This window comes from Acidaminococcus intestini DSM 21505, from assembly GCF_000425045.1.
Lineage (GTDB): Bacteria > Bacillota > Negativicutes > Acidaminococcales > Acidaminococcaceae > Acidaminococcus > Acidaminococcus intestini.
The window spans coordinates 35,583-55,719 of record NZ_KE384298.1 but is presented as its reverse complement, the minus strand read 5'-3'; the positions used below and the strand labels follow the sequence as shown (position 1 = coordinate 55,719).

The window sequence follows — 20,137 nt, the reverse complement described above, 5'->3', positions numbered from 1 at the left end:
CTGTTAGAAACCATACAAATCCGCCTTTTCTTTCTCCAAGGTTTTCTTTTTGAAAGGGGGAGATCCTCATCTCCCGAAACGGTTGCGTTCTTCCCATATTATGGTATAATACAAAGAATGCAGTCCACCGCAGACTGCTTTAAATCTGCCCAATTGAGAGGGGTTTTATGATGTCCAGCTTTTTGAAAGACTTTAAAGCTTTTGCACTTCGCGGTAACGTCGTCGACATGGCTGTCGGTGTGATCATTGGCGGTGCTTTCGGTAAGATTGTCGCTTCCTTTGTGTCCGACATCATCATGCCGCCTATTGGGATGATCTTGGGTGGGGTTGATTTCTCAAACCTCTTTATCAATCTTTCCAGCAAAAAAGTTGATACCCTTGCAGAAGCAACGGCTGCCAAGGTCCCTGTCATTGCCTACGGGAAATTCATTACGACGGTCATTGATTTTCTCATCATGGCATTTGTCATCTTCCTCATGATTTCCCTCCTGAACCGTTTCAAGAAGGAAGAAAAGGAAGAACCAGCACCGGAGACGCTTTGCCCATTCTGTAAGATGCCTATCGATCCGGCCGCAACAAAATGTCCGCATTGTACTTCTGATATCCCCAAGGACAGTCACTGAGATTGCTTTTGCTGATCCATGCAGTCATTCCTTTGCAAAAGAGGGGGCCTGCATGGATCCTTATTTTTTATCATAACAAGGAGGTTTGTCCATGAGCGTCATTGATACCCTCAAGGAACGGGGTTACCTTAAACAGTTATCCCATGAAGAAGAAATCAAGGAATTATTGGAAAAGGAAAAGATCACATTCTATATTGGCTTTGATCCGACGGCGGACAGCCTTCATGTGGGTCATTTCATCGCGCTTATGGTCATGGCCCATATGCAGCGTGCCGGTCATCGTCCCATCATCCTCATGGGCGGCGGTACGGGCATGATCGGTGACCCAAGCGGCAAAAATGAGATGCGCAAGATGCTGACACCGGAATTCATTCACCACAATGTGGAATGCTTCAAGAAACAGGTTGGCCGCTTCATCGATCTGTCGGACGGCAAGGCCATTGTTGCCGATAACGCGGACTGGCTGCTGGGGCTCAATTACATCAAGTTCCTCCGCGAAGTAGGCGTTCATTTTTCTGTCAACCGGATGCTGGGGGCAGAATGCTACAAGAACCGCCTTGCCAGTGAAAATGGACTTTCTTTCTTTGAAATGAACTATATGATCATGCAGGCCTATGACTTCTATGTCCTTCATAAGAAGTATAACTGCGTGATGGAACTGGGCGGTGATGACCAGTGGTCCAATATGATTGCCGGAGTGGAACTCATTCGACGTAAAGATCGTCAGCCCGCTTTCTGCATGACCAACACCCTCTTGACCAACAGTCAGGGCCAGAAAATGGGCAAGACCGTCGGCGGAGCCGTCTGGCTGTCAGCAGAAAAAACCTCTCCCTTTGATTTTTATCAATACTGGAGAAACGTCGATGACGCCGATGTGGAAAAATGCCTGGCTCTCCTGACCTTCCTTCCCATGGATGAAGTACGCCGTCTCGGCGCCCTTGAAGGGTCAAAAATCAACGAAGCGAAAGTGACCTTGGCATATGAAGTTACGAAATTGGTTCATGGTAAAGAAGAAGCCGATAAGGCCAAAGCAGCCGCGGAAGCCCTCTTTGGTGCTGGCGGAGATATGGGAAATGCCCCTGTGGTGGAAGTTTCAAGGGCGCAATTCGGAAGCCCGCTTCTGGACCTTCTTTTTGATGCCAAGATCATTGCTTCCAAGAGTGAGGGACGCCGCCTGATCCAACAAAATGGCCTTACGGTCGGGGACACGAAGGTGACGGATGTGGCCGCCGCGCTTTCGGAAACCCTTTTTGAAGGCAAGACGGAAGTCCTGCTTCGTAAAGGAAAGAAAAAATACTATCGCCTCATCTTGAAATAAGAGATGGTTGTAAAGGTCCTGACCCTTCTGCTTGAAGGGGGGGGACCTTTTTCCCGTGGGGAAAAAATGAGTCAGATAAGTATGAAACACACAATAATTTCTTTATAGAAATAGTTATCATTGAGAATTTAGTCTAAATTAGCGAATTTTTCACATAAATCTTTAAAATGAGATATAATAGAGACGTAAATAAACCTGATTTCCATAAGTGCCCCTTGGGGGCCTTTTCGAGGGGAAAATTATCCCATCGTCCTTAAGTTGGAGAGGGATCCTGCCCATGGGATTCGGGGTGTATAGAAAATAGGGAGGATGTTAACGTCATGAATTACGAAAAGGAATACGCAAAGAAACTCACGACGCCTGAAGAAGCCGTTAAAATCGTAAAAAGCGGTGACTGGGTAGACTATGGGTGGTGCGCCAATCATCCCCGCGTGCTGGATAAGGCCCTGGCTGAACGGATGATCAAGGAACCAAGCCTGACGGATCTTAAGTTCCGCGGCGGTGTCGCACTCTGGATGCCGGAAGTAGCCAAGATTCCTAATGCCAAGGAACAGATGTGCTGGAATTCCTGGCATGCAAGCGGTTATGAAAGAAAACTCACGGATAACGGAATTGGCTACTATGCGCCGCTGCGTTTTTCTGAACTGCCCCGCAATTACCGTGACAACATCAAACATGTCGATGTCACGTTCATCCAAGTGGCTCCTATGGATAAACATGGGTATTTTAATTTCGGCCTTTCCGCATCCGATATCGCGGCCGTGATTGAAGTCTCTGAAAAAGTTGTAGTAGAAGTCAACCCCCTGATGCCAGTCGTCTTAGGCGGTACGGAAGTCAGCGTCCATATTGATGATGTTGACCTCATTGTTGAAAATGAAGGCATTCCTATGGCTGATTTGCCGAGCGGTGCCCCCAGTGAAATCGATGAAGCGGTTGCTAAGCTCATTGTTCCGGAAATCCCGAATGGTGCCTGCCTGCAGCTGGGAATTGGCGGCATGCCGAATGCTGTCGGCGCCATGATTGCCAAGAGCGACCTCAAGGATCTTTCCGTTCATACGGAAATGTATGTTGATGGGTTTGTTGATATTGCTAATGCCGGCAAGCTGACCTGCGCGCAGAAGAACATTGACAAGGGCCGTCAGGTCTTTACCTTCGCAGCTGGCACAAAGAAACTTTATGATTATGTAGACAATAACCCTGCCATTATGGCTGCCCCGGTTGATTACGTCAATGATGCCCGTGTCATTGCCCAGATTGACAACTTCATGTCCATCAATAACTGCATCGAAGTGGACCTGACCGGTCAGGTGGCTTCTGAATCGGTTGGGCACAGACATATCAGCGGTGCTGGCGGACAGCTTGACTTCATGTTGGGAGCTTATCTGTCCAAGGGCGGTAAGAGCTTCCTTTGCTGCTCCTCTGCCTTTAAGGGGCATGATGGGGAAATCAAGAGCCGTATCGTTCCGACTTTAACCCCTGGCGATGCCATTACGGCAACGAGAACGAACCTCAACTACTTTGTCACGGAATACGGGATTGTCAATCTCAAAGGTATGACCACGTGGCAGCGTGCAGAAAAATTGATTTCCGTAGCCCATCCGGATGTCCGTGAAAAACTGATTAAAGATGCTGAAAGCATCGGGATTTGGAGAAATTCCAACAAACGCTGATAAGCTATGGGAAAAGGGCCGTGAGAACCTTCACGGCCCTTTTTGGGCGGTTCGTAAGGGAAAAGACGTGTTCACTCCGGTTTCCTTCCCATACGCTGTATGGTACAATAGAAAAAGCGTAGGAATTTATCCTTGCAATTTGTTTCCCATTTAAGGAGGATCCATCAATGAAAACCGTTCATGTAGCGGCTGCGGTCATGATCCGCGGCGACCGTGTCTATGCGACCCAGCGTGGATACGGCGAATTTAAGGATAAATGGGAGTTCCCCGGCGGCAAAGTGGAAGCTGGAGAAACTCCGGAAAAGGCCCTTGTCCGTGAAATCAAGGAAGAACTGGCTGCCGATATCTCGGTGGGAAAACGGCTTACGACCGTTGAATATGATTATCCCGAATTCCATCTGGTGATGGACTGCTACCTTTGCAGCGTCGATCCCCATGCCCTGAAGCTATTGGAACATGAAAATGCCGAATGGCTCACTTGGCGCGACTTCAATAAGATGGACTGGATGGAAGCCGATAAAAAGGTCGTGGAAGCCGTTAAGACCTTCTTCAAGGAAGCGGAAAGAAAAATCATGTAACCTAAACGCAAAGGACGCAAATACATGGATGGTGCAGGCAAAAGTCCATGAAATCAAAAAGCGCATCCCTTCAAATAAGGCGTTTGTTTGAAGGGATGCGTTTTCTTGTTGAAAATAAAACTTTCGTTGACAGTCAAAAAGAGGGGGAAGCCTTTTCCATGTTCCTATAAAAAAGCTGCAGGGTCAAATCCTGCAGCTTTTTCACGGTTTCATTGTTTTGGCGGTCTGACAGGCGGGGGAGCAATGCTGCTCCTAGGCGCTGACGACTCTCTGGAAGAGGCCTTGGAGCCGCTTTCAGAAGGTTTGGCATCCTGCGCTTCCTTCTTTTCATCGGCTGCTTTCTTTTTCTTTTCTTCTGCCTCTTTCTTTTTCTTATCTTCTTCGGCTTTTTTGTCATCGTTGGGTTCACTTACCCGAACCGGTTCCTTGAAGCCGCTGGGACGCTCAAAATCTTCCACAGGCAGTTCTTCGACGGCATAAGTCATAAAGGTCCGCCACAAGGTGGCCGGTTCACCGCCGCCCGTCATCCCGCCTAAGGAATCATTGTTGTCGTCGCCGATCCAGACGGCAGCGGCCAGATTCGGTGTAAAGCCAACGAACCAAGCATCGCGGTATTCACTCGTGGTCCCCGTCTTGCCGGCAGAAGGCCGGCTGATGGCAGCACCGCGCCCGGTACCGCGGGTCATGACATCCTCCATCATGCTGATCAGCATATAGACGCTGCTCGGTTTAGCTACGGTAACAGGATCTGCTTTGTGTTCATAGATGGTCTTGCCGTTCCGGTCCACAATCTTGACGATCGGTGTCGGTTTGTTGAATTTCCCCATGTTGGCAATGGCACCATAGGCACCGGCCATTTCAAGGGGCGTGACGCCGTGGGTGAGGCCGCCCAAGGCCATGGCTGAGTTGTCATCGGACTGGGGTCCATCTTCCACAAGGGTCGTGATGCCCATTTTCTTGGCAAGCTTCAAGACATTACTGTTGCCGTATTTTTCACTGATCTTGATGGCTGGAATGTTGTACGAATAGGTGAGGGCCCGACGGTAGGTCATCTTGCCGTGGAAGCGGCGGTCATAGTTCTGCGGGTTCCAGCTGCCAGGAATCGGGGAGTCATCGACAATATCATTTGGCGTGGCGCCATGCTCCAGGGCATTAAGGTAAACAAAGGGCTTGAAAGCGGAACCTGGCTGGCGCTCTGCCATGACGGCCCGGTTGAATTGGTCCGTCCCGCGGCCGCCGATCATGGCCTTGATGTATCCTGTCTTCGGATCGATTGCCACGATGGCTGACTGAGGCTGCTTGAGCTTATTGTTGTCCGTGTAGTAGGTCGGCGTCAGGGCAGCGGCCCGTTCGGCGGCTTTCTGCATGGTCGGGTCAAGGGAGGTGTAAACCTTGAGCCCTTGCTTATAGACGGCATCAGGACCAAATTTATCAATGAGGATCTGGATGCAGTAGTCGATGAAATAGCTCTTGGAGCCGGGATTTGAAGTCAGGCTCTTATATTCGAGCTTTTCCTCACTTGCTTTTTTGTGCTCTTCCGGCGTAATGAAATTATACTTTTCCATCTGGCTGAGGACTGTTTCCTGACGGGCCTTGGCTGCCTTCGGATTGGCTTTCGGGTTGTAGTAGTTCGGGCTCTTGGGGATGCCGGCAATCATAGCGGCCTCGGCAAGATCCAAATCTTCAACATGTTTCCCAAAGTAGGTATTGGCTGCCGTTTCGACCCCGTAGGCCCCTTGACCGAAGTAAATCTGGTTCATGTACATTTCCAGAATTTCCTTTTTGGTGTACTTCTGTTCAATCTGGAGTGCAATGAAGGCTTCGTGGATCTTTCGCGTCAGCGTCCGTTCCTGCGTAAGGAAGTAGTTTTTGGCCAGCTGCTGGGTAATGGTACTGCCGCCTTGGACCTCATCATAACGAATGTAGGTGTAGATGGCGCGGGCAATCCCTTTGAAGTCAATTCCGCCGTGTTGGTAAAAGCGGATGTCTTCAGCTGCAAGGAACGCGTTCTGCAGGTTTTTAGGTACCTTACTGATGGAAACGGGGATACGGTCTTCTTCGGAATCAACGGTCGAAATCAGGTCGCCATTGATGTCATAGAACTGGGACGACGCCATGGGCACCATATCTTTTGACATAATCTTGGCTGTTGTGAACTTTGCCAGGGCAAAGAAAGCCGTGAGGGAAATGAACCCTACAAGGATCAGGGCAAGGACAGCCGAAAGAATCATGCCTCCTAATTTTTTCTTTTCCCGAGGGTTTCGGGGCTTGAGGAGATTCCTCCAGTTTCTTTTTCCTTTATACGTCATTGTGTCAGCTCCTGTTTCTAGATTGATCTGATGGAAAAAGCAAATAGCTAACCGTATTATATCACAACTTGACGGACTGCAATAGAAATTCTTTCCGAATTCGCATGCCTTGTGGCCCTCGAAAGGGGAAGGGAGGGTAGGTCCTTCTTCTTTTGGGACTTTCAATATGATATAATGTAAGTTCAAAATTCTGTTATGCTATTTTCTTTCTATATATAAGGAGATTTTCATGAGACGAGAAGATGTTGAACTTTTGGCCCCGGCTGGGACCTGGGAGGCCCTTGAGGCGGCTGTTTTTGCCGGTGCCGATGCGGTTTATCTGGGTGGCTCTGCTTTTGGCGCTCGGGCCTATGCCGAAAATTTTGGCCCTGAAGAACTGCAGCGGGCCATCACTTTTGCTCACCTGCACCATGTTCGTATCTATGTCACGGTCAATACCCTTGTCACTGATGAGGAAATGAAGGCGCTGGGGGACTATGTCACGTTCCTCAGCAATATCGGTGTTGATGGCATTATTGTCCAGGATCTTGGCATCATCCGGCTTTGCCGCCGCACGGTACCTGAACTGGAACTGCATGCCAGTACGCAGATGACCATTACCAATTCCGCTGGTGCCATCTTTGCCTACCATCAGGGTATGCCCCGTTCTGTCATGGCTAGGGAAACCACCTTAAAGGACTTAAAAACAATCTGTCAAAAGACGCCTGGTGAGATCGAGACGTTCATGCATGGCGCACTCTGCATCTGTTATTCCGGTCAGTGCCTTATGTCAAGCCTCATCGGCAGCCGCAGCGGAAACCGGGGCCGCTGTGCCCAGACCTGCCGCATGCCCTATACCTTGGTCAACAAGGAGGGAAAGGACATGCTCCAAAACGCTGATGCCGGTCAGTATCTCTTGAGTCCAAAGGATATGAACACCCTTGACATCCTCCCCCAACTCATCGAAACCGGCGTTCGGTCCTTTAAAATCGAAGGGCGCATGAAACGGCCTGAATACGTGGCCGTCGTGACAGATATCTACCGCCGCGCCATTGACCGCTATTTCACAGGCAAGTACGTTGTCCCTGAAAAAGATCGTGAACACATTGAACAGATCTTCAACCGTGATTTTACGACGGCCTACCTTGAGAAAAAGCCGGGCCGCACCATGATGAGCGACCGCCGCCCTAATAACCGCGGCATCCTTCTGGGCCGGGTTGTTTCTTTGAATAAAGATCACACGGAAGGAACGGTCAAGCTCGAACGGACCCTACATTTGGGCGACGGCCTGGAATTTTGGGTGAGCGTCGGCGGCCGCGTGGGAACGACTGTCGATTCCATGACGGTCAATGGCAAGAACCGTGATGTAGCCGAAGTCGGTGAGAAGGTCACCATTTCCGTGCCTCGGGGCATCCGTCTCAACGACCGCGTCTTCCGGACAAATGATCACGAACTCATGACCTATGCTGAAAGCTTCTTTGGTCCAGACCATAAAAAACGTATTCCCCTGTCCTTTTATGTGACAGCTGCCCTCGGTGAGCCCATGACCATAACGGCCACAGATGATGAAGGGCATACAGGGACAGCGCAGACCCGTTTTATCGTGGAAAGAGCCCGCAAGCATGCCCTTGATGAAACCGTGGTACGCAAACAGGTGGACCGTCTGGGCAACACGGAATTTTCCTTGGGGAGCTTGCTCCTTACGTGTGACGACAATGTCATGGTTCCCATGAGTGAGATCAATGAAGCGCGCCGTCTTTCTGTAGAAGCCCTCACGAAAGCGCGCCTTGAGGAGTTTTGTCCGCCCCGCCAAAAAGTCCAGTGGCACGACCGCTATCTGTCCCAGCCAGTCAATCATTCCCTGCGTCGCCATGCTGAACTGTCCGTCCATGTCGATACCTTGGACAAGGCCAAAGCTGCCCTTTCAGGCGGCGCCGACGTCCTTATTGTTGGCGGCGATAGTTTTACCCTGCCTCTTTTGACGCTGAAAGACCTCGAGACCCTTGGTCACTGGGTCCGGGAAAAGGGAAAGAAGTGGTATATCGGCACGAGCCGTGTTGTTTCCGAAGGACAGCTTTCCTACTATGATCAGGTCCTTCCTCGTTGGCAGGCCCTGTCGCCTGACGGTATCGTCGTGAGCAATAACGGCCTTGTGGAAAAGGTCCTTGCCCAGGGGCTTCCTTTGTGGGTTGATTGGGACCAAAATACATTTAATAGCCAGAGTATCCTTTTCTGGCAGGAGCTTGGTGCTGAGGGCATCACGCTGTCTCCGGAACTTACTCTCTCCCAGGTCGAGGGCCTTGCAAGAAAATCAAACCTGCCCTTGGAGTGCCTTGCCGAAGGCTCCCTTGAAATGATGGTCTCTGAATATTGCGTAGAGGGCAGCTTCCTTGGCCATCTTGACCAGGGCCACTGCGATTATCACTGCAAGGAAGCAGGTTTTCTCGAGGACCGGAAGAAAGTCCGTTTCCCGTTGAAACAGGACCAATTTGGCCGGATGCATATCCTCAATGGGCAGCGCCTTTCCATGCTGGCCCATGCAAAGAAAATGGAGAAGATGGGTCTTGCCCGGCTGCGGTTTGACGCCCGGAATGCTTCTGTCGAAGAGACCGGCGTCCTGACCGCCATGTACCGGGGCGTTCTTGACGGGGTGACCCTTGTCGAGGAAAATGAACCGGGAACCACGCGGGGCCACTATTTTAGAGGTGTCTTATAATGGCAAAATTTGCAATCAATACCTTGGAATTTACCAAAGTCAGGGAAAAGCTTAGCCAGTACGCCGGTACGGCCATGGGGCAGCGTCTTGCCATGGAACTGATGAGTTCTTCCCGCTTTGAGGAGGTCAAGCTTTCTCAGGAAGAAACTGCGGAAGCGGTCCGCATCCTAGATGAAGGACGACGTATCCCCTTAGGGGGGATTACCGATATTTCCGGATTGGTGAAACGTACCCGTGTTGGCAGCCTTCTTGATCCGGAAGAATTCAAGGCCATCCAGGATGCCATTTCGGGGATGCTGGACCTTAAGGCATTCCTTAAGGAAGTCAGCGAGACGGCACCAGCCCTTGTGCGTTACAGCGATGAGCTCCATGATTTCTCGCGCCTTTCTAAGCAGCTTTCCAGCGTCCTTGATGAAAAAGGCAATATCAAGGATACGGCCTCTGTGAAGCTCTCAGGCCTTCGGACGGGCATCCTCGTTGCCCGCAACCGGGTAAAGGATAAGCTTTCCGACCTCCTGCATGACCCAAACAACCAGAAATATTTTCAAGATGCCCTCGTCACCATGCGTGAGGATCGGTATGTCATCCCCATCAAGCAGGAATATCGCCTCAATTTTCCCGGCATTGTCCATGACCAGTCGTCAAGCGGGGCAACGCTCTTTATTGAGCCTATGGCCGTTGTTAACCTCAATAATGACATCAAGAAGTATGTCCTTGAAGAAAAGGCGGAAGTAGAACGCATCCTGCGAACGTTGACAAGCCATGTAGGGGCTGAAGCAGACCATATCCTTGAGAGTCTTGCCGTTGTGGCCCAAGTGGACCTTATTTCGGCCAAGGCCCTCTATGCCGAGGCGCTTGGGGCGCGGCGTCCCATGATGGTCCTTGATCATCATCTGCGTATTGTCAAGGGCCGCCATCCCCTTTTGGAACAGGAATCTATTGTACCCCTTGATATTGAGCTGGGGCAGGACTTCACGACGCTCCTCATTACGGGACCTAATACGGGCGGCAAGACTGTCGCCTTAAAGACCGTCGGCCTTTTTGCCCTCATGGCCCAGGCGGGGCTCTTTCTTCCTGCTGAAGAAGCAATTTTTCCTGTGTTTTCCGGGGTTTACGCCGATATTGGCGATGAACAGAGCATTGAACAGAGCCTGTCCACTTTTTCCGGTCATATGAAGAACATGATTTCCATTATAAGGGAAGCCACGGATCGCGATCTGGTCCTTGTCGATGAAGTCTGTGTCGGGACCGATCCGACAGAAGGGGCAGCCCTTGCCATGGCCATGATTGAGCATTTTTACAAGGCCCATGTCCTTACGATCATGACAACGCATTACAGCGAGCTCAAGACCTTTGCCTATGAACATGAAGGCATGCAGAACGCCAGCGTTGAATTCGATCCGGAAACGCTGCGCCCGACCTACCGTCTTCTCATGGGGGTCCCGGGAAGCAGCAACGCCTTTTATATCAGCCGCCGTTTAGGTCTTCCTGAAGACATCCTTGATGAGGCACGGACCTTTATCAATGAGCGGCACAGCAATATGGAACGGGTGCTTCAGAACCTTGAAGGAGAGAGGCGGGAATATGAAAGCCGCAAGGATGAAATTGAGACGCTGCGGCGGGAAACGGAAATTCTCCGCAACCAGCTGAAAGCAGAAAAGACCCGCCTTGAAAAGAGTCGAAATGACATCCTTCGCAAGGCACGGGAAGACGCAGATGAGCTTTATCGCAATGCTCGCCGTGAAAGCCAAGGCATCCTAAAGGAACTGCGGGCCCAGCAGAATCTTGTGGAAAGTGCCAAAGTCGAACGGCTGGCTGAGATGAGCCGCAAGGCCCTTAGTAAGAATTTTTCCATTTCGGGTCGCACGGAGCCGGAAGGGCAGGGCCTTACAAGCGGCAATGCGGCTGTTGGCAAGGTGGTCTTTGTCAAGACCTTGGGCCAGGAAGGAAAGATTACGGCTGTCAATGGCCGTGATGTGACGGTTGCTATTGGTGTCATGAAGATGAATGTGTCCATGAAGGATTGTATTCTCACAAAGGCCCAGCCAGTTTCGCCGCAAAAAACGCACCGGACGCTTAAGAAAAGTTCCGGCAGCCGTCATGAGTTCTTTGTCAAAAAGGCCCAGGACACGTCTGTACAGACCGATGTACGGGGGAAAACCGTGGATGAAGCCATCCCTGACGTGGACAAGGCCATTGATGATGCATTGCTTGCCGGCATGGACCGCTTCCGCTTGGTTCATGGAAAGGGCACGGGCATGCTTCGCAAAGGACTGTTGGACTATCTCAAGCAGCATCCTAATGTGAAAAAAACGGAAATGGCACCTCTTAACGAAGGCGGTTTTGGAGCGACCATCGTGTACGTCAAATAGGGGAACCATCCGGCCCATACAGGAGCCTTATGGAAAAACTCCTTGCCTTTTATATCTATTAATGATAAAATGTTTCGGTAAAGCTAATTGGTGGAGGTGAAAACATGCCGAATATTAAGTCTTCCGTTCGTAGCGTCAAGACTGATGCTGAGCGCCGCGCTGCCAATGGCCCCGTCAAGGCGGAAATCCGCAGTACTGCACGTAAGGTTGAAGCTTTTGCTGCTGCTGGTTCCAAGGATGAGGCTCAGGCCGCTCTTAAGACCGCTGCAAGCTTACTCGATAAAGCTGCCCGCAAGGGTACGGTGAACAAATTTGCTGCTGCTCGCAAAAAGTCCCGTTTAGCCAAGAAAGTCAACGCAGTCAAATAAGACAGTCCAAAAGACTGACAGCCATTCGGCTGCCAGTCTTTTTGCTATATGGAAGCTTTTTCAGGAGCGGCTTTTTACAAGGAGCCATCCTTCATGCTATAATGAAAAATAACCCCCACGCGGCTTACGCCGCGCGGTGTTTTTAGCTTACTGAAATCTTGGAGGTAGAATCAATCCATGGCACAGACCCATAGAATCCGGAATTTTTCCATCATTGCCCATATCGATCATGGAAAATCCACGCTTGCCGACCGCCTCATCGAAAAGACGGGAACCCTTTCCAAGCGAGAAATGGAAGACCAGATCCTTGACAATATGTCCCTTGAACGGGAGCGGGGCATCACCATCAAGGACCAGGCTGTCCAGCTTGATTACCATGCCAAAGACGGCAATGATTACATCTTGAACCTCATTGACACCCCGGGCCATGTCGACTTCAACTACGAGGTTTCCCGAGCCCTTGCTGCCTGTGAAGGCGCACTCCTTGTCATCGATGCGACCCAGGGCATTGAAGCGCAGACCCTGGCCAACGTTTACCTTGCAATGGAACATGACCTTGAAATCATCCCGGTCATCAACAAGGTGGATCTTCCCAGTGCTGATCCTTGCCGGGTCATCAAGGAAGTGGAGGATGTCCTGGGTATTGATGGGGCGGAATCGATTCTTTGCTCAGCCAAAACGGGCCTTGGCATCGATGAGGTCCTAGAGGCTGTCGTTAACCGCATTCCGGCCCCCCAAGGGGACGATGCAGCTCCGCTGCAGGCGCTCATCTTTGACTCCAAATTTGACTCGTATAAAGGGGTCATGCTCTACTTGCGTGTGGTCAATGGCTGCCTTAAAAAGGGCATGACCATTCGTCTCATGGCAACAGGGAAGGTCTATGAAGTCACGGAAGTGGGTGTCTTCAAACCGGCCCTCGTCAATGTCGAGGAACTGGGGGAAGGCATGGTCGGTTTCCTTGCCGCGTCCATCAAGAACGTCCGCGATGCGCGGGTGGGGGATACCATTACGGATGAAAATCATCCCGCTGCCCAGGCCCTGCCTGGTTATCGCAAGGCTACCCCCATGGTGTACTGCGGCCTTTATCCTGTGGAAAATTCCGATTATGACAATCTCCGCGATGCCCTGGAAAAACTGCAGCTCAACGACGCTTCCCTCATGTTTGAGCCGGAAACTTCCTCCGCCCTGGGGTTTGGTTTCCGCTGCGGCTTTTTGGGACTCCTTCATATGGATGTCATCAAGGAGCGTTTGGAAAGGGAATATAACCTTGCCTTGATAACAACCGCGCCCAACGTCATCTACGAAGTTGTCCGGACAAATGGGGATGTGGAAATGGTGGACAATCCCTCCCTTTTCCCGCCCCAGACTGTCATCGACCATGTAGAAGAACCTTTTGTCAATGCCACCATCATCGTTCCCAAGGAATATGTGGGACCTGTAATGGAACTGTCCCAAGAAAAACGTGGGGAATATGCCAATATGACCTATCTTGATGAAAACCGGGTCATGCTCCACTACAGCCTGCCTTTAAGTGAAATCATCTTTGATTATTTTGACCGCTTGAAATCCGTATCCCGCGGTTATGCCTCCCTTGACTATGAACTGTCGGGATATCGGCCCAGCGATATGGTCAAAGTCGATATCCTCCTAAATGGGGATCCTGTCGACGCGTTGTCGGCCATTGTCCATCGGGACCGCGCCCAAGTACGGGGCCGCGCCCTTGTGGAAAAATTGCGCAAGATCATTCCCCGGCAGCTTTTTGAAATCCCCATCCAGGCCGCAATCGGAAGCAAGATCATTGCCCGTGAGAACGTCAGTGCCCTGAGAAAGGACGTTCTTGCCAAATGCTATGGCGGTGATATTACGCGTAAACGTAAACTTCTTGAAAAACAAAAGGCCGGGAAGAAACGGATGAAACAGGTTGGCTCCGTGGAACTGCCCCAAGAAGCCTTCATGGCCATCCTTAAAATGGATGAAAAGTAAGCATTTCCTTGCTTGCGGGGATTGTCCTTTCTTTACCTAGACTGGCGGACAGTTCTTTTTTCATAAAAAGCAAAGAAGGGGGCCTTTGTCATGAAGGCTGACAAGAAAGAAAACGCTCTCCTTAAGGGAAAAGTAAGCTCGCAGGACCTAATCTTCTCGGTCCTTTCAGAAAAAATCAAAAAGGGAATCCTTTCGGCTGGTGAAGAATTGAAACAGGTGGAACTGGCCAAATCCTTTGGTGTTTCTCGGATGCCTGTAAGAGAGGCTTTGAATCGTCTCGTGGCAGAAGGTTATGCCGAAAAGCTTTCCAACCGCCACATCATTGTGCGGGGAAAAAAAGGTTCCCCTGATGGCTTGGATCTACCCATGCAGGAAAAAATAAAAGAACCGCTCAAAAATACGGCCATCCAGCCTATCAATCTCTTGCCCGCGCGGGAACAGGTCGCCTCCTATTTGCGCAAGGCTATTTTCCGTAAGGAAATCGAGACGGGAACGGTCCTGACTTTGGAAGAAACGGCCCGCAGGATGGGTGTATCCGTCACCCCTGTGCGGGAAGCTCTGCAGCTGCTTTCTTCCCAGGGACTCGTCCGGCTGCGTCCCAATAAAGGTGCCGTTGTTCTAGGCATGAGCACTAAGAACATTCGTGACCACTATGCCGTGCGCGCGCTCCTTGAAGGCGAAGCTGCTTATCTTGCAGCGCAGGAAGGGACCGATATTTCCGGCATTGAAGCTGTCTATAAAGATATGAAGCGATCCCTTGCGGAGAAAAATTACAGTGCTTATAAGGACTACAACGAAAGCTTTCATATGGCCATTTGGAAAGCCTGTGGCAATGAGAAATTGGAACATCTTGCAGCCAATCTATGGAGTGGTCTATCCATGGGATATCTGGTCACCGAAGAGGAATATGCCAAGATTTCCAGCATAGAGCACGATGAGCTCATGCAAGCCCTGCGGGCCCATGACGGCAAGCGGGCGAGGGCGCTCATGGTTGCCCATATGAAGCGCAGCATGGAAGACGTGCTCACCAATTACCGCAGCTTTGTCACAAGGGGAGAAAAATAAAAAATGGATATATCTATTTTATAAACAAACAAAAATGGATAGCAGTGCCTGCGTTGGCGCACTCGTAGAGACGAGATTTTCCAAAAGTCACAAAGTGATTTTCGGAAAGTCTCTTTTTTTATGAGCAGAATGGAAAACACCTGATAAAAACTCGACTAATTAGATAATATTCGTAAGAGCATTTCGTTAATTGTATGGAAAAAACAGAAAACTCTATGATTCTCTTGACGAAATATCAAATTTGGAATATAGTCTAATCAAGAAATGGATACTTTATTAAATATAAAATACAAATGTACATTTTAAAATGTATCCAATGGCGCCAATTCTATCTAAGGGAGGAATTGCTATGTCACCCGTTGCCATTACGTTGGCACTGCTCTTATTTGTTATTGTTATGTTTGTTTGGGAAAAGATTCCACTGGCGGTTACGTCCATCATTGCGCTCCTTGTCCTGGTTCTTACAGGAGTCCTCAGTCCCAAGGATGCCTTTGGTGGTTTTGTCGATAACAATCTGATCCTTTTTGTTGCTATGTTCGTGATTGGGGGCTGCTTTTTTGAAACCGGTATGGCCAATCGGGTGGGCGGCATCGTCACCAAATTCGCCCATACGGAACGGGAACTCATTGTTGCGGTCATGCTTGTGACGGGCATCATGAGCGGCTTTCTTTCCAATACAGGAACGGCCGCTATCTTGATTCCAATCGTCATTGGAACGGCATCAAAATCTGGTTTTTCCCGTTCCCGCCTGCTCCTTCCCCTCATCTTTGCTGCTGCCATGGGCGGGAACCTCTCCATTATCGGCGCTCCGGGCAACCTTTTAGGAAAAGCCGCGCTTCAGAATGTAGGTGTTGAAATCAGTTTCTTTGAATATGGCTTTGTCGGTCTTCCTATTCTTCTGATCAGTACGGCCTTCTTTGCCTGTGTCGGGTATCGTTTCCTGCCGGAAAAAACGAAGAACATGGGAGATTCCATGTATGATGAGGAGCAGGACTTTTCCGATGTGCCGCGATGGAAACAAATGGTTTCCTTGGTTGTCATGGTCCTTACCATTCTTGCCATGATCTTTGAAAAGCAGATTGGCATCAAGTTCTATCTTTCCGGCTGCATCGGTGCAGTTGTCCTTGTGGCCTGCGGCGCTATCAGCGAAAAGGCGGCCTATCGTTCCATTGATATGCAGACCATCTTTGTTTATGGCGGCACCTTGGCCCTTGCCAAAGCCCTTCAAAAGACAGGCGCCGGCAAGATGATTGCTGACACGGTCATTAGTGCCTTGGGACCCAGCGCGTCTCCCTTTGCTCTGCTCGTGGTGGTCTTTCTCCTCGCGACCCTCATGACAAACTTTATGAGCAACTTTGCCACGACTGCCCTTCTCGTACCAATCAGTCTCAATATCTCAGCCGGAATGGGGGCGGATCCCAAGGCCGTTGTCGTCGCTACCGTCATTGGAGCGTCCCTTGCTTTTGCCACTCCTATCGGGATGCCGGCCAATATGATGGTCTTTGCCCCAGGTGGGTATACGTTCAATGATTATGTCAAGGCAGGCCTTCCGATGATTGTGGTTTCCGCTATTATCAGTCTCATTTTGCTTCCCCTCATTTTCCCATTTTATCCTTGAGAAAATGATGAACCATATCAAGCTAGGCAGTTATTAATAAGGAGGAATTTTTAAATGTCACACACTGAACAAGTTGAACAGATGACCGATATCATGGCTCGGTTTGTCGGGTATACGTCCAAGGTCCTGCCGGACGATGTTGCAGACAAATTAAAGGAACTGGCTTCCAAGGAAACCGTACCCATTGCCAAACTGCTATATGAAACCTATGAAAAGAACATGGAGCTTGCCAAAAAGCTTGACCGTCCGTCCTGTCAGGATACGGGCGTGCTGCAGTTCTTTGTAAAATGCGGGACCAAGTTCCCTCTCATTGACGACTTGGAAGCACTGCTGCGTGAAGCCGTGATCCGCACGACGGTTACGACCCCGCTCCGTCATAACAGTGTAGAAACCTTTGACGAATACAATACGGGGAAAAATGTCGGTAAAGGAACCCCTTCCGTATTTTGGTCCATTGAACCAAACTCTGATTCCTGCGAAATCTATACCTATATGGCAGGCGGTGGCTGCACCCTTCCAGGTCATGCCATGGTCCTGATGCCAGGGGAGGGGTATGAAGGCGTTACGAAATTTGTCCTTGAAAGAATGGTCAGCTATGGCCCGAATGCCTGCCCTCCTTTCCTCGTTGGTGTTGGTGTTGCAACCAGCGTTGAAACAGCGGCCCTTAATTCAAAACTGGCCCTCATGCGTCCTGTCGGGTCCCATAACCCGAACGAACGGGCAGCCAAGATGGAACGGCTCTTGGGAGAAGGCATCAATAAGATTGGCCTAGGCCCGCAGGGTATGACAGGATCGGCCTCTGTACTGGGCGTCAATATCGTCAATACAGCCCGCCATCCATCGGCCATCGGTGTTGCCGTGAACATTGGCTGCTGGAACCATCGCCGCGGTCACATCATCTTTGATAAGGATCTGCATTATACTGTTACTACCCACAAAGGAGCTGAATTTTAATGGCTAAGATCATCCTTCATACGCCCATCAAGGACGAAGACATCAAGAACCTCAAAATCGGTGACATTGTCTATCTGACCGGTCACATTACGACCTGCCGTGACGTTGCCCATCGCCGCCTCATCGAGGAAAAAAGAGAACTTCCCGTTGACCTCAAAGGCGGGGCCATCTTCCATGCCGGGCCGATTGTCCGCCCCATTGCCGGCGAAAAGGATCGCTTCGAAATGGTCTCCATTGGACCGACGACTTCCATGCGAATGGAAAAATTTGAAAAGGCCTTCATCAAGGAAACGGGCGTCAAGTTGATTGTCGGTAAAGGCGGCATGGGGGAGGGAACCCAGGAAGCCTGTAAGGAAGATACTTGTATCTTCTGCGTTTTTCCGGCTGGCTGCGCCGTTGTCAGTGCTGTCAATTTCAAGCAGATCATTGACCGTAAGTGGGAAGACCTGGGGATGCCGGAAACCCTGTGGACCAGTGAAGTCGATACCTTAGGGCCCTTGATTGTCGCCATTGATACTCACGGGGACAACCTTTTTGAAGAAAATAAGAAGAAATACCGTAAAACGGCGGAACAGGTCTATGCTGAAATCAGCAAGCAGGTTGGGTTCATAAAGTAATCAGGTCGTTCCCTAACTCAGTAAGTCTCTGAATCAATCGGCCATTTTCTTACGAATTTGTAAGAAAATGGCCGATTTTTATATATAAATTAAATGAGTAATTCGTTTAAAGTGAAAGTTGTATTCTGTGAATATAATCGATTTTTAACTATGATTACCAATAATATATATATTATGAATCTATTTTATTTAAAAAATATTATTGACATATAACAAAATTCCTTATAGAATGATGAGACATGAATAAGGATATAAATATAAAAAAAGAAACTAAAATAATTAGTTATCATTAAAACGCATAATATTCTGTAAATAACAAACTTAGTTTACGAAACGATTCATTATGCCTATTTTACAATTTGAAAAGAGAAAAAATGGATAAAAGAGAAAAATACCATGGGGGACTGAAGGAAAACAAGGAGGAGACCGATGAGAGGGACAATGAGCTTGCGTAAAAAGATTGCTATCTTGACCATGGCATCTATGACCGTATGGGGAGTGACCGCGCTTTTGCCTTTTAATCAAGGCAGGATTGTGGGAAATGTGGGGTACGCAGCGGAAATCACGCCGGAAAAACAGGTCTCGATGGATTATAAGACATCAGGCGGTACGACTGCCCAAACAACGGGAGATCTATACTATGCTTTCATTGATTCAACCAATTCATGGTGGGGCCACGCAGGGCAAATCTTTGTTACTGATAGCGGCAGCATTGGAACCGCAACGGCACCTCTTGCGCTATACGGACAGGTCCTAGGCGGCCAATACAATACGGCCAGCGGAAATTATTCCGTTGTTTTAGGGGGATCGGGAAATACGGTCTCTGGCGTTTATTCTGTTGTTACGGGCGGCGCCAATAATATAGCTTCAGGGAGAAACTCCATTGTTGTAAGTGGTTCCACCAATACGGCTTCAGGGGAAAATGCGTCTATTATGGGCGGAAATACCAATACAGCAAGCGGCACCAACAGTACAATCATTGGAGGCTCAAATAATAAAAATGGTGCGGCAAACGGGATCATCATTGGTGGGAATCAACACGAACTGACGAGTGGAACGGATACTGTATTTGTTGGCGGAACGGTAAACAAGTCTTCAGGGAATGCTAACCAGTCCGTTCTGATTGGGGGAACAAAAAATACCGTTGGAGGAAGACAGGCGGGCATTTTTGGCGGAACCTATAATATGACAGCAGGTACGCTGACTTCTGTTTATGGCGGGGCCAGCAATACGGTGTCCGGAACGGGGACTGCCATTTTAGGCGGCTGGTCTAATGCTGCAAGTGGGCTCTATTCAGTTTTGGTAGGGGGAGAAAAAGGGGCTGCTCAAGGACAATATTCTGTTGCCCTTGGCGGTGCTTCAACCGCAGATACGGCAAAAGATGCCGTTGCAATTGGCATCGGTGCGTCAGCAAATGTTGAAAAAGGGGTTGCCATCGGTGCAGGCGCCGTGGCCACGGAAGCAGGAACCATTTCCGTCGGACATAACAAAGGTGATAAATATTATCAAACATCGTATACAGTGAACGGGGGAGGAACCGTAAAGGAACAGACTTATAGCAGCAACCTTTATAATCGCTTGGTCAATGTAGGATACGGTAAAGATGGTCACGATGCGGCAACCATGGATCAGCTGACAAAAGTTTCGGCAGGCGATCGCATCAGTGTAGCAAGCGAAACGGACCAAACGACAGGGGCTGCCACTTACAAGATAAGCGTCAACAATGATGGTGCTGTTGCTTCCGGCGATGCGAACCTTGTGGCGGGCGGCACGGTCTACAGCGAAGTGCGGCCTTCATCTGATGGGACCTATGTCAAGACGGCAAGCACGACGGGTGATAACCTTCTGGCCCTTGATGGACAGGTGAAGAGTAATGCCGACAACATCTCCACCAATACGTCGAACATTGCGAGCAACGCGACAGATATTAGGAACCTGAAAGATCTTTCCAATATTACAGCTGACGG

The 20,137-nt window shown here is 49.7% G+C and carries 13 protein-coding genes and 2 pseudogenes; 14 read left to right on the top strand and 1 reads right to left on the bottom strand.

Annotated elements, in window-relative coordinates:
* Nucleotides 1–167 precede the first annotated feature (167 nt).
* The 4 genes from mscL to H503_RS0111135 all read left to right on the top strand — a co-directional run bounded on the left by mscL (nt 168) and on the right by H503_RS0111135 (nt 4,189).
* A complete protein-coding gene (gene mscL, locus H503_RS0111150; RefSeq protein WP_009014765.1) occupies nt 168–623 on the top strand; it encodes a large conductance mechanosensitive channel protein MscL in 456 nt (151 codons plus the stop codon).
* Between the two features lie 91 nt (nt 624–714).
* Nucleotides 715–1,941, top strand: a complete 1,227-nt coding sequence (gene tyrS, locus H503_RS0111145; RefSeq protein WP_014128354.1) for a tyrosine--tRNA ligase — start codon at nt 715–717, stop codon at nt 1,939–1,941.
* Between the two features lie 320 nt (nt 1,942–2,261).
* Nucleotides 2,262–3,611: a butyryl-CoA:acetate CoA-transferase gene (locus H503_RS0111140; RefSeq protein WP_009014763.1), complete on the top strand. Its 1,350-nt coding sequence runs from the start codon at nt 2,262–2,264 to the stop codon at nt 3,609–3,611.
* A 167-nt stretch (nt 3,612–3,778) separates the two neighbouring features.
* Nucleotides 3,779–4,189 carry a (deoxy)nucleoside triphosphate pyrophosphohydrolase gene (locus H503_RS0111135; RefSeq protein WP_009014762.1) on the top strand — a complete coding sequence of 137 codons (411 nt, stop codon included), beginning with the start codon at nt 3,779–3,781 and terminating at the stop codon, nt 4,187–4,189.
* A gap of 209 nt (nt 4,190–4,398) precedes the next feature.
* Here the strand turns inward: H503_RS0111135 and H503_RS0111130 are convergent, their stop codons facing one another.
* The gene (locus H503_RS0111130) at nt 4,399–6,498 is read right to left on the bottom strand and encodes a transglycosylase domain-containing protein (protein WP_016459587.1); all 2,100 of its coding nucleotides are present in this window, start codon (nt 6,496–6,498) and stop codon (nt 4,399–4,401) included.
* A 229-nt stretch (nt 6,499–6,727) separates the two neighbouring features.
* Here H503_RS0111130 and H503_RS0111125 point away from each other — a divergent pair, with 229 nt between their 5' ends.
* From H503_RS0111125 to H503_RS12075, 10 genes and pseudogenes are all read left to right on the top strand, one after another.
* Entirely contained in the window at nt 6,728–9,193 is a 2,466-nt protein-coding gene (locus H503_RS0111125; protein ID WP_014128356.1) for a U32 family peptidase, read from the top strand.
* Nucleotides 9,193–11,565 (top strand): endonuclease MutS2, encoded by a 2,373-nt coding sequence (locus H503_RS0111120; protein ID WP_014128357.1) that lies wholly within the window; start codon nt 9,193–9,195, stop codon nt 11,563–11,565. The genes H503_RS0111125 and H503_RS0111120 overlap by 1 nt, the downstream gene beginning before the upstream one ends.
* Before the next feature lie 104 nt (nt 11,566–11,669).
* Nucleotides 11,670–11,933, top strand: coding sequence for a 30S ribosomal protein S20 (rpsT, locus tag H503_RS0111115; RefSeq protein ID WP_009014758.1), 264 nt, complete (start codon nt 11,670–11,672; stop codon nt 11,931–11,933).
* Nucleotides 11,934–12,110: 177 nt separating this feature from the next.
* Nucleotides 12,111–13,916, top strand: coding sequence for a translation elongation factor 4 (lepA, locus tag H503_RS0111110; RefSeq protein ID WP_014128358.1), 1,806 nt, complete (start codon nt 12,111–12,113; stop codon nt 13,914–13,916).
* Nucleotides 13,917–14,006: 90 nt separating this feature from the next.
* Nucleotides 14,007–14,213, top strand: a pseudogene (locus H503_RS13020) (GntR family transcriptional regulator); the annotation flags it as partial.
* 69 nt (nt 14,214–14,282) lie between these two features.
* Nucleotides 14,283–14,981, top strand: coding sequence for a GntR family transcriptional regulator (locus tag H503_RS12080; RefSeq protein ID WP_367281722.1), 699 nt, complete (start codon nt 14,283–14,285; stop codon nt 14,979–14,981).
* A gap of 349 nt (nt 14,982–15,330) precedes the next feature.
* The gene (locus H503_RS0111100; protein ID WP_014128359.1) at nt 15,331–16,599 is read left to right on the top strand and encodes an SLC13 family permease; all 1,269 of its coding nucleotides are present in this window, start codon (nt 15,331–15,333) and stop codon (nt 16,597–16,599) included.
* A gap of 54 nt (nt 16,600–16,653) precedes the next feature.
* On the top strand, nt 16,654–17,553 hold the full coding sequence (ttdA, locus tag H503_RS0111095; RefSeq protein WP_026385744.1) for a L(+)-tartrate dehydratase subunit alpha: 900 nt from the start codon (nt 16,654–16,656) through the stop codon (nt 17,551–17,553).
* The gene (gene ttdB / locus H503_RS0111090; protein ID WP_009014753.1) at nt 17,553–18,170 is read left to right on the top strand and encodes a L(+)-tartrate dehydratase subunit beta; all 618 of its coding nucleotides are present in this window, start codon (nt 17,553–17,555) and stop codon (nt 18,168–18,170) included. Before ttdA ends, ttdB begins: the two co-directional genes overlap by 1 nt.
* Before the next feature lie 429 nt (nt 18,171–18,599).
* Nucleotides 18,600–20,137, top strand: a pseudogene (locus H503_RS12075) (YadA-like family protein); the annotation flags it as partial.

Excerpts from the sequence above, each read along its gene's own strand:
- mscL (WP_009014765.1), top strand. The coding sequence starts at position 168 with ATGATGTCCAGCTTTTTGAAAGACTTTAAAGCTTTTGCACTTCGCGGT.
- tyrS (WP_014128354.1), top strand. The coding sequence starts at position 715 with ATGAGCGTCATTGATACCCTCAAGGAACGGGGTTACCTTAAACAGTTA.
- H503_RS0111140 (WP_009014763.1), top strand. The coding sequence starts at position 2,262 with ATGAATTACGAAAAGGAATACGCAAAGAAACTCACGACGCCTGAAGAA.
- H503_RS0111135 (WP_009014762.1), top strand. The coding sequence starts at position 3,779 with ATGAAAACCGTTCATGTAGCGGCTGCGGTCATGATCCGCGGCGACCGT.
- H503_RS0111130 (WP_016459587.1), bottom strand. The coding sequence starts at position 6,498 with ATGACGTATAAAGGAAAAAGAAACTGGAGGAATCTCCTCAAGCCCCGA.
- H503_RS0111125 (WP_014128356.1), top strand. The coding sequence starts at position 6,728 with ATGAGACGAGAAGATGTTGAACTTTTGGCCCCGGCTGGGACCTGGGAG.
- H503_RS0111120 (WP_014128357.1), top strand. The coding sequence starts at position 9,193 with ATGGCAAAATTTGCAATCAATACCTTGGAATTTACCAAAGTCAGGGAA.
- rpsT (WP_009014758.1), top strand. The coding sequence starts at position 11,670 with ATGCCGAATATTAAGTCTTCCGTTCGTAGCGTCAAGACTGATGCTGAG.
- lepA (WP_014128358.1), top strand. The coding sequence starts at position 12,111 with ATGGCACAGACCCATAGAATCCGGAATTTTTCCATCATTGCCCATATC.
- H503_RS12080 (WP_367281722.1), top strand. The coding sequence starts at position 14,283 with ATGCAGGAAAAAATAAAAGAACCGCTCAAAAATACGGCCATCCAGCCT.
- H503_RS0111100 (WP_014128359.1), top strand. The coding sequence starts at position 15,331 with ATGTCACCCGTTGCCATTACGTTGGCACTGCTCTTATTTGTTATTGTT.
- ttdA (WP_026385744.1), top strand. The coding sequence starts at position 16,654 with ATGTCACACACTGAACAAGTTGAACAGATGACCGATATCATGGCTCGG.
- ttdB (WP_009014753.1), top strand. The coding sequence starts at position 17,553 with ATGGCTAAGATCATCCTTCATACGCCCATCAAGGACGAAGACATCAAG.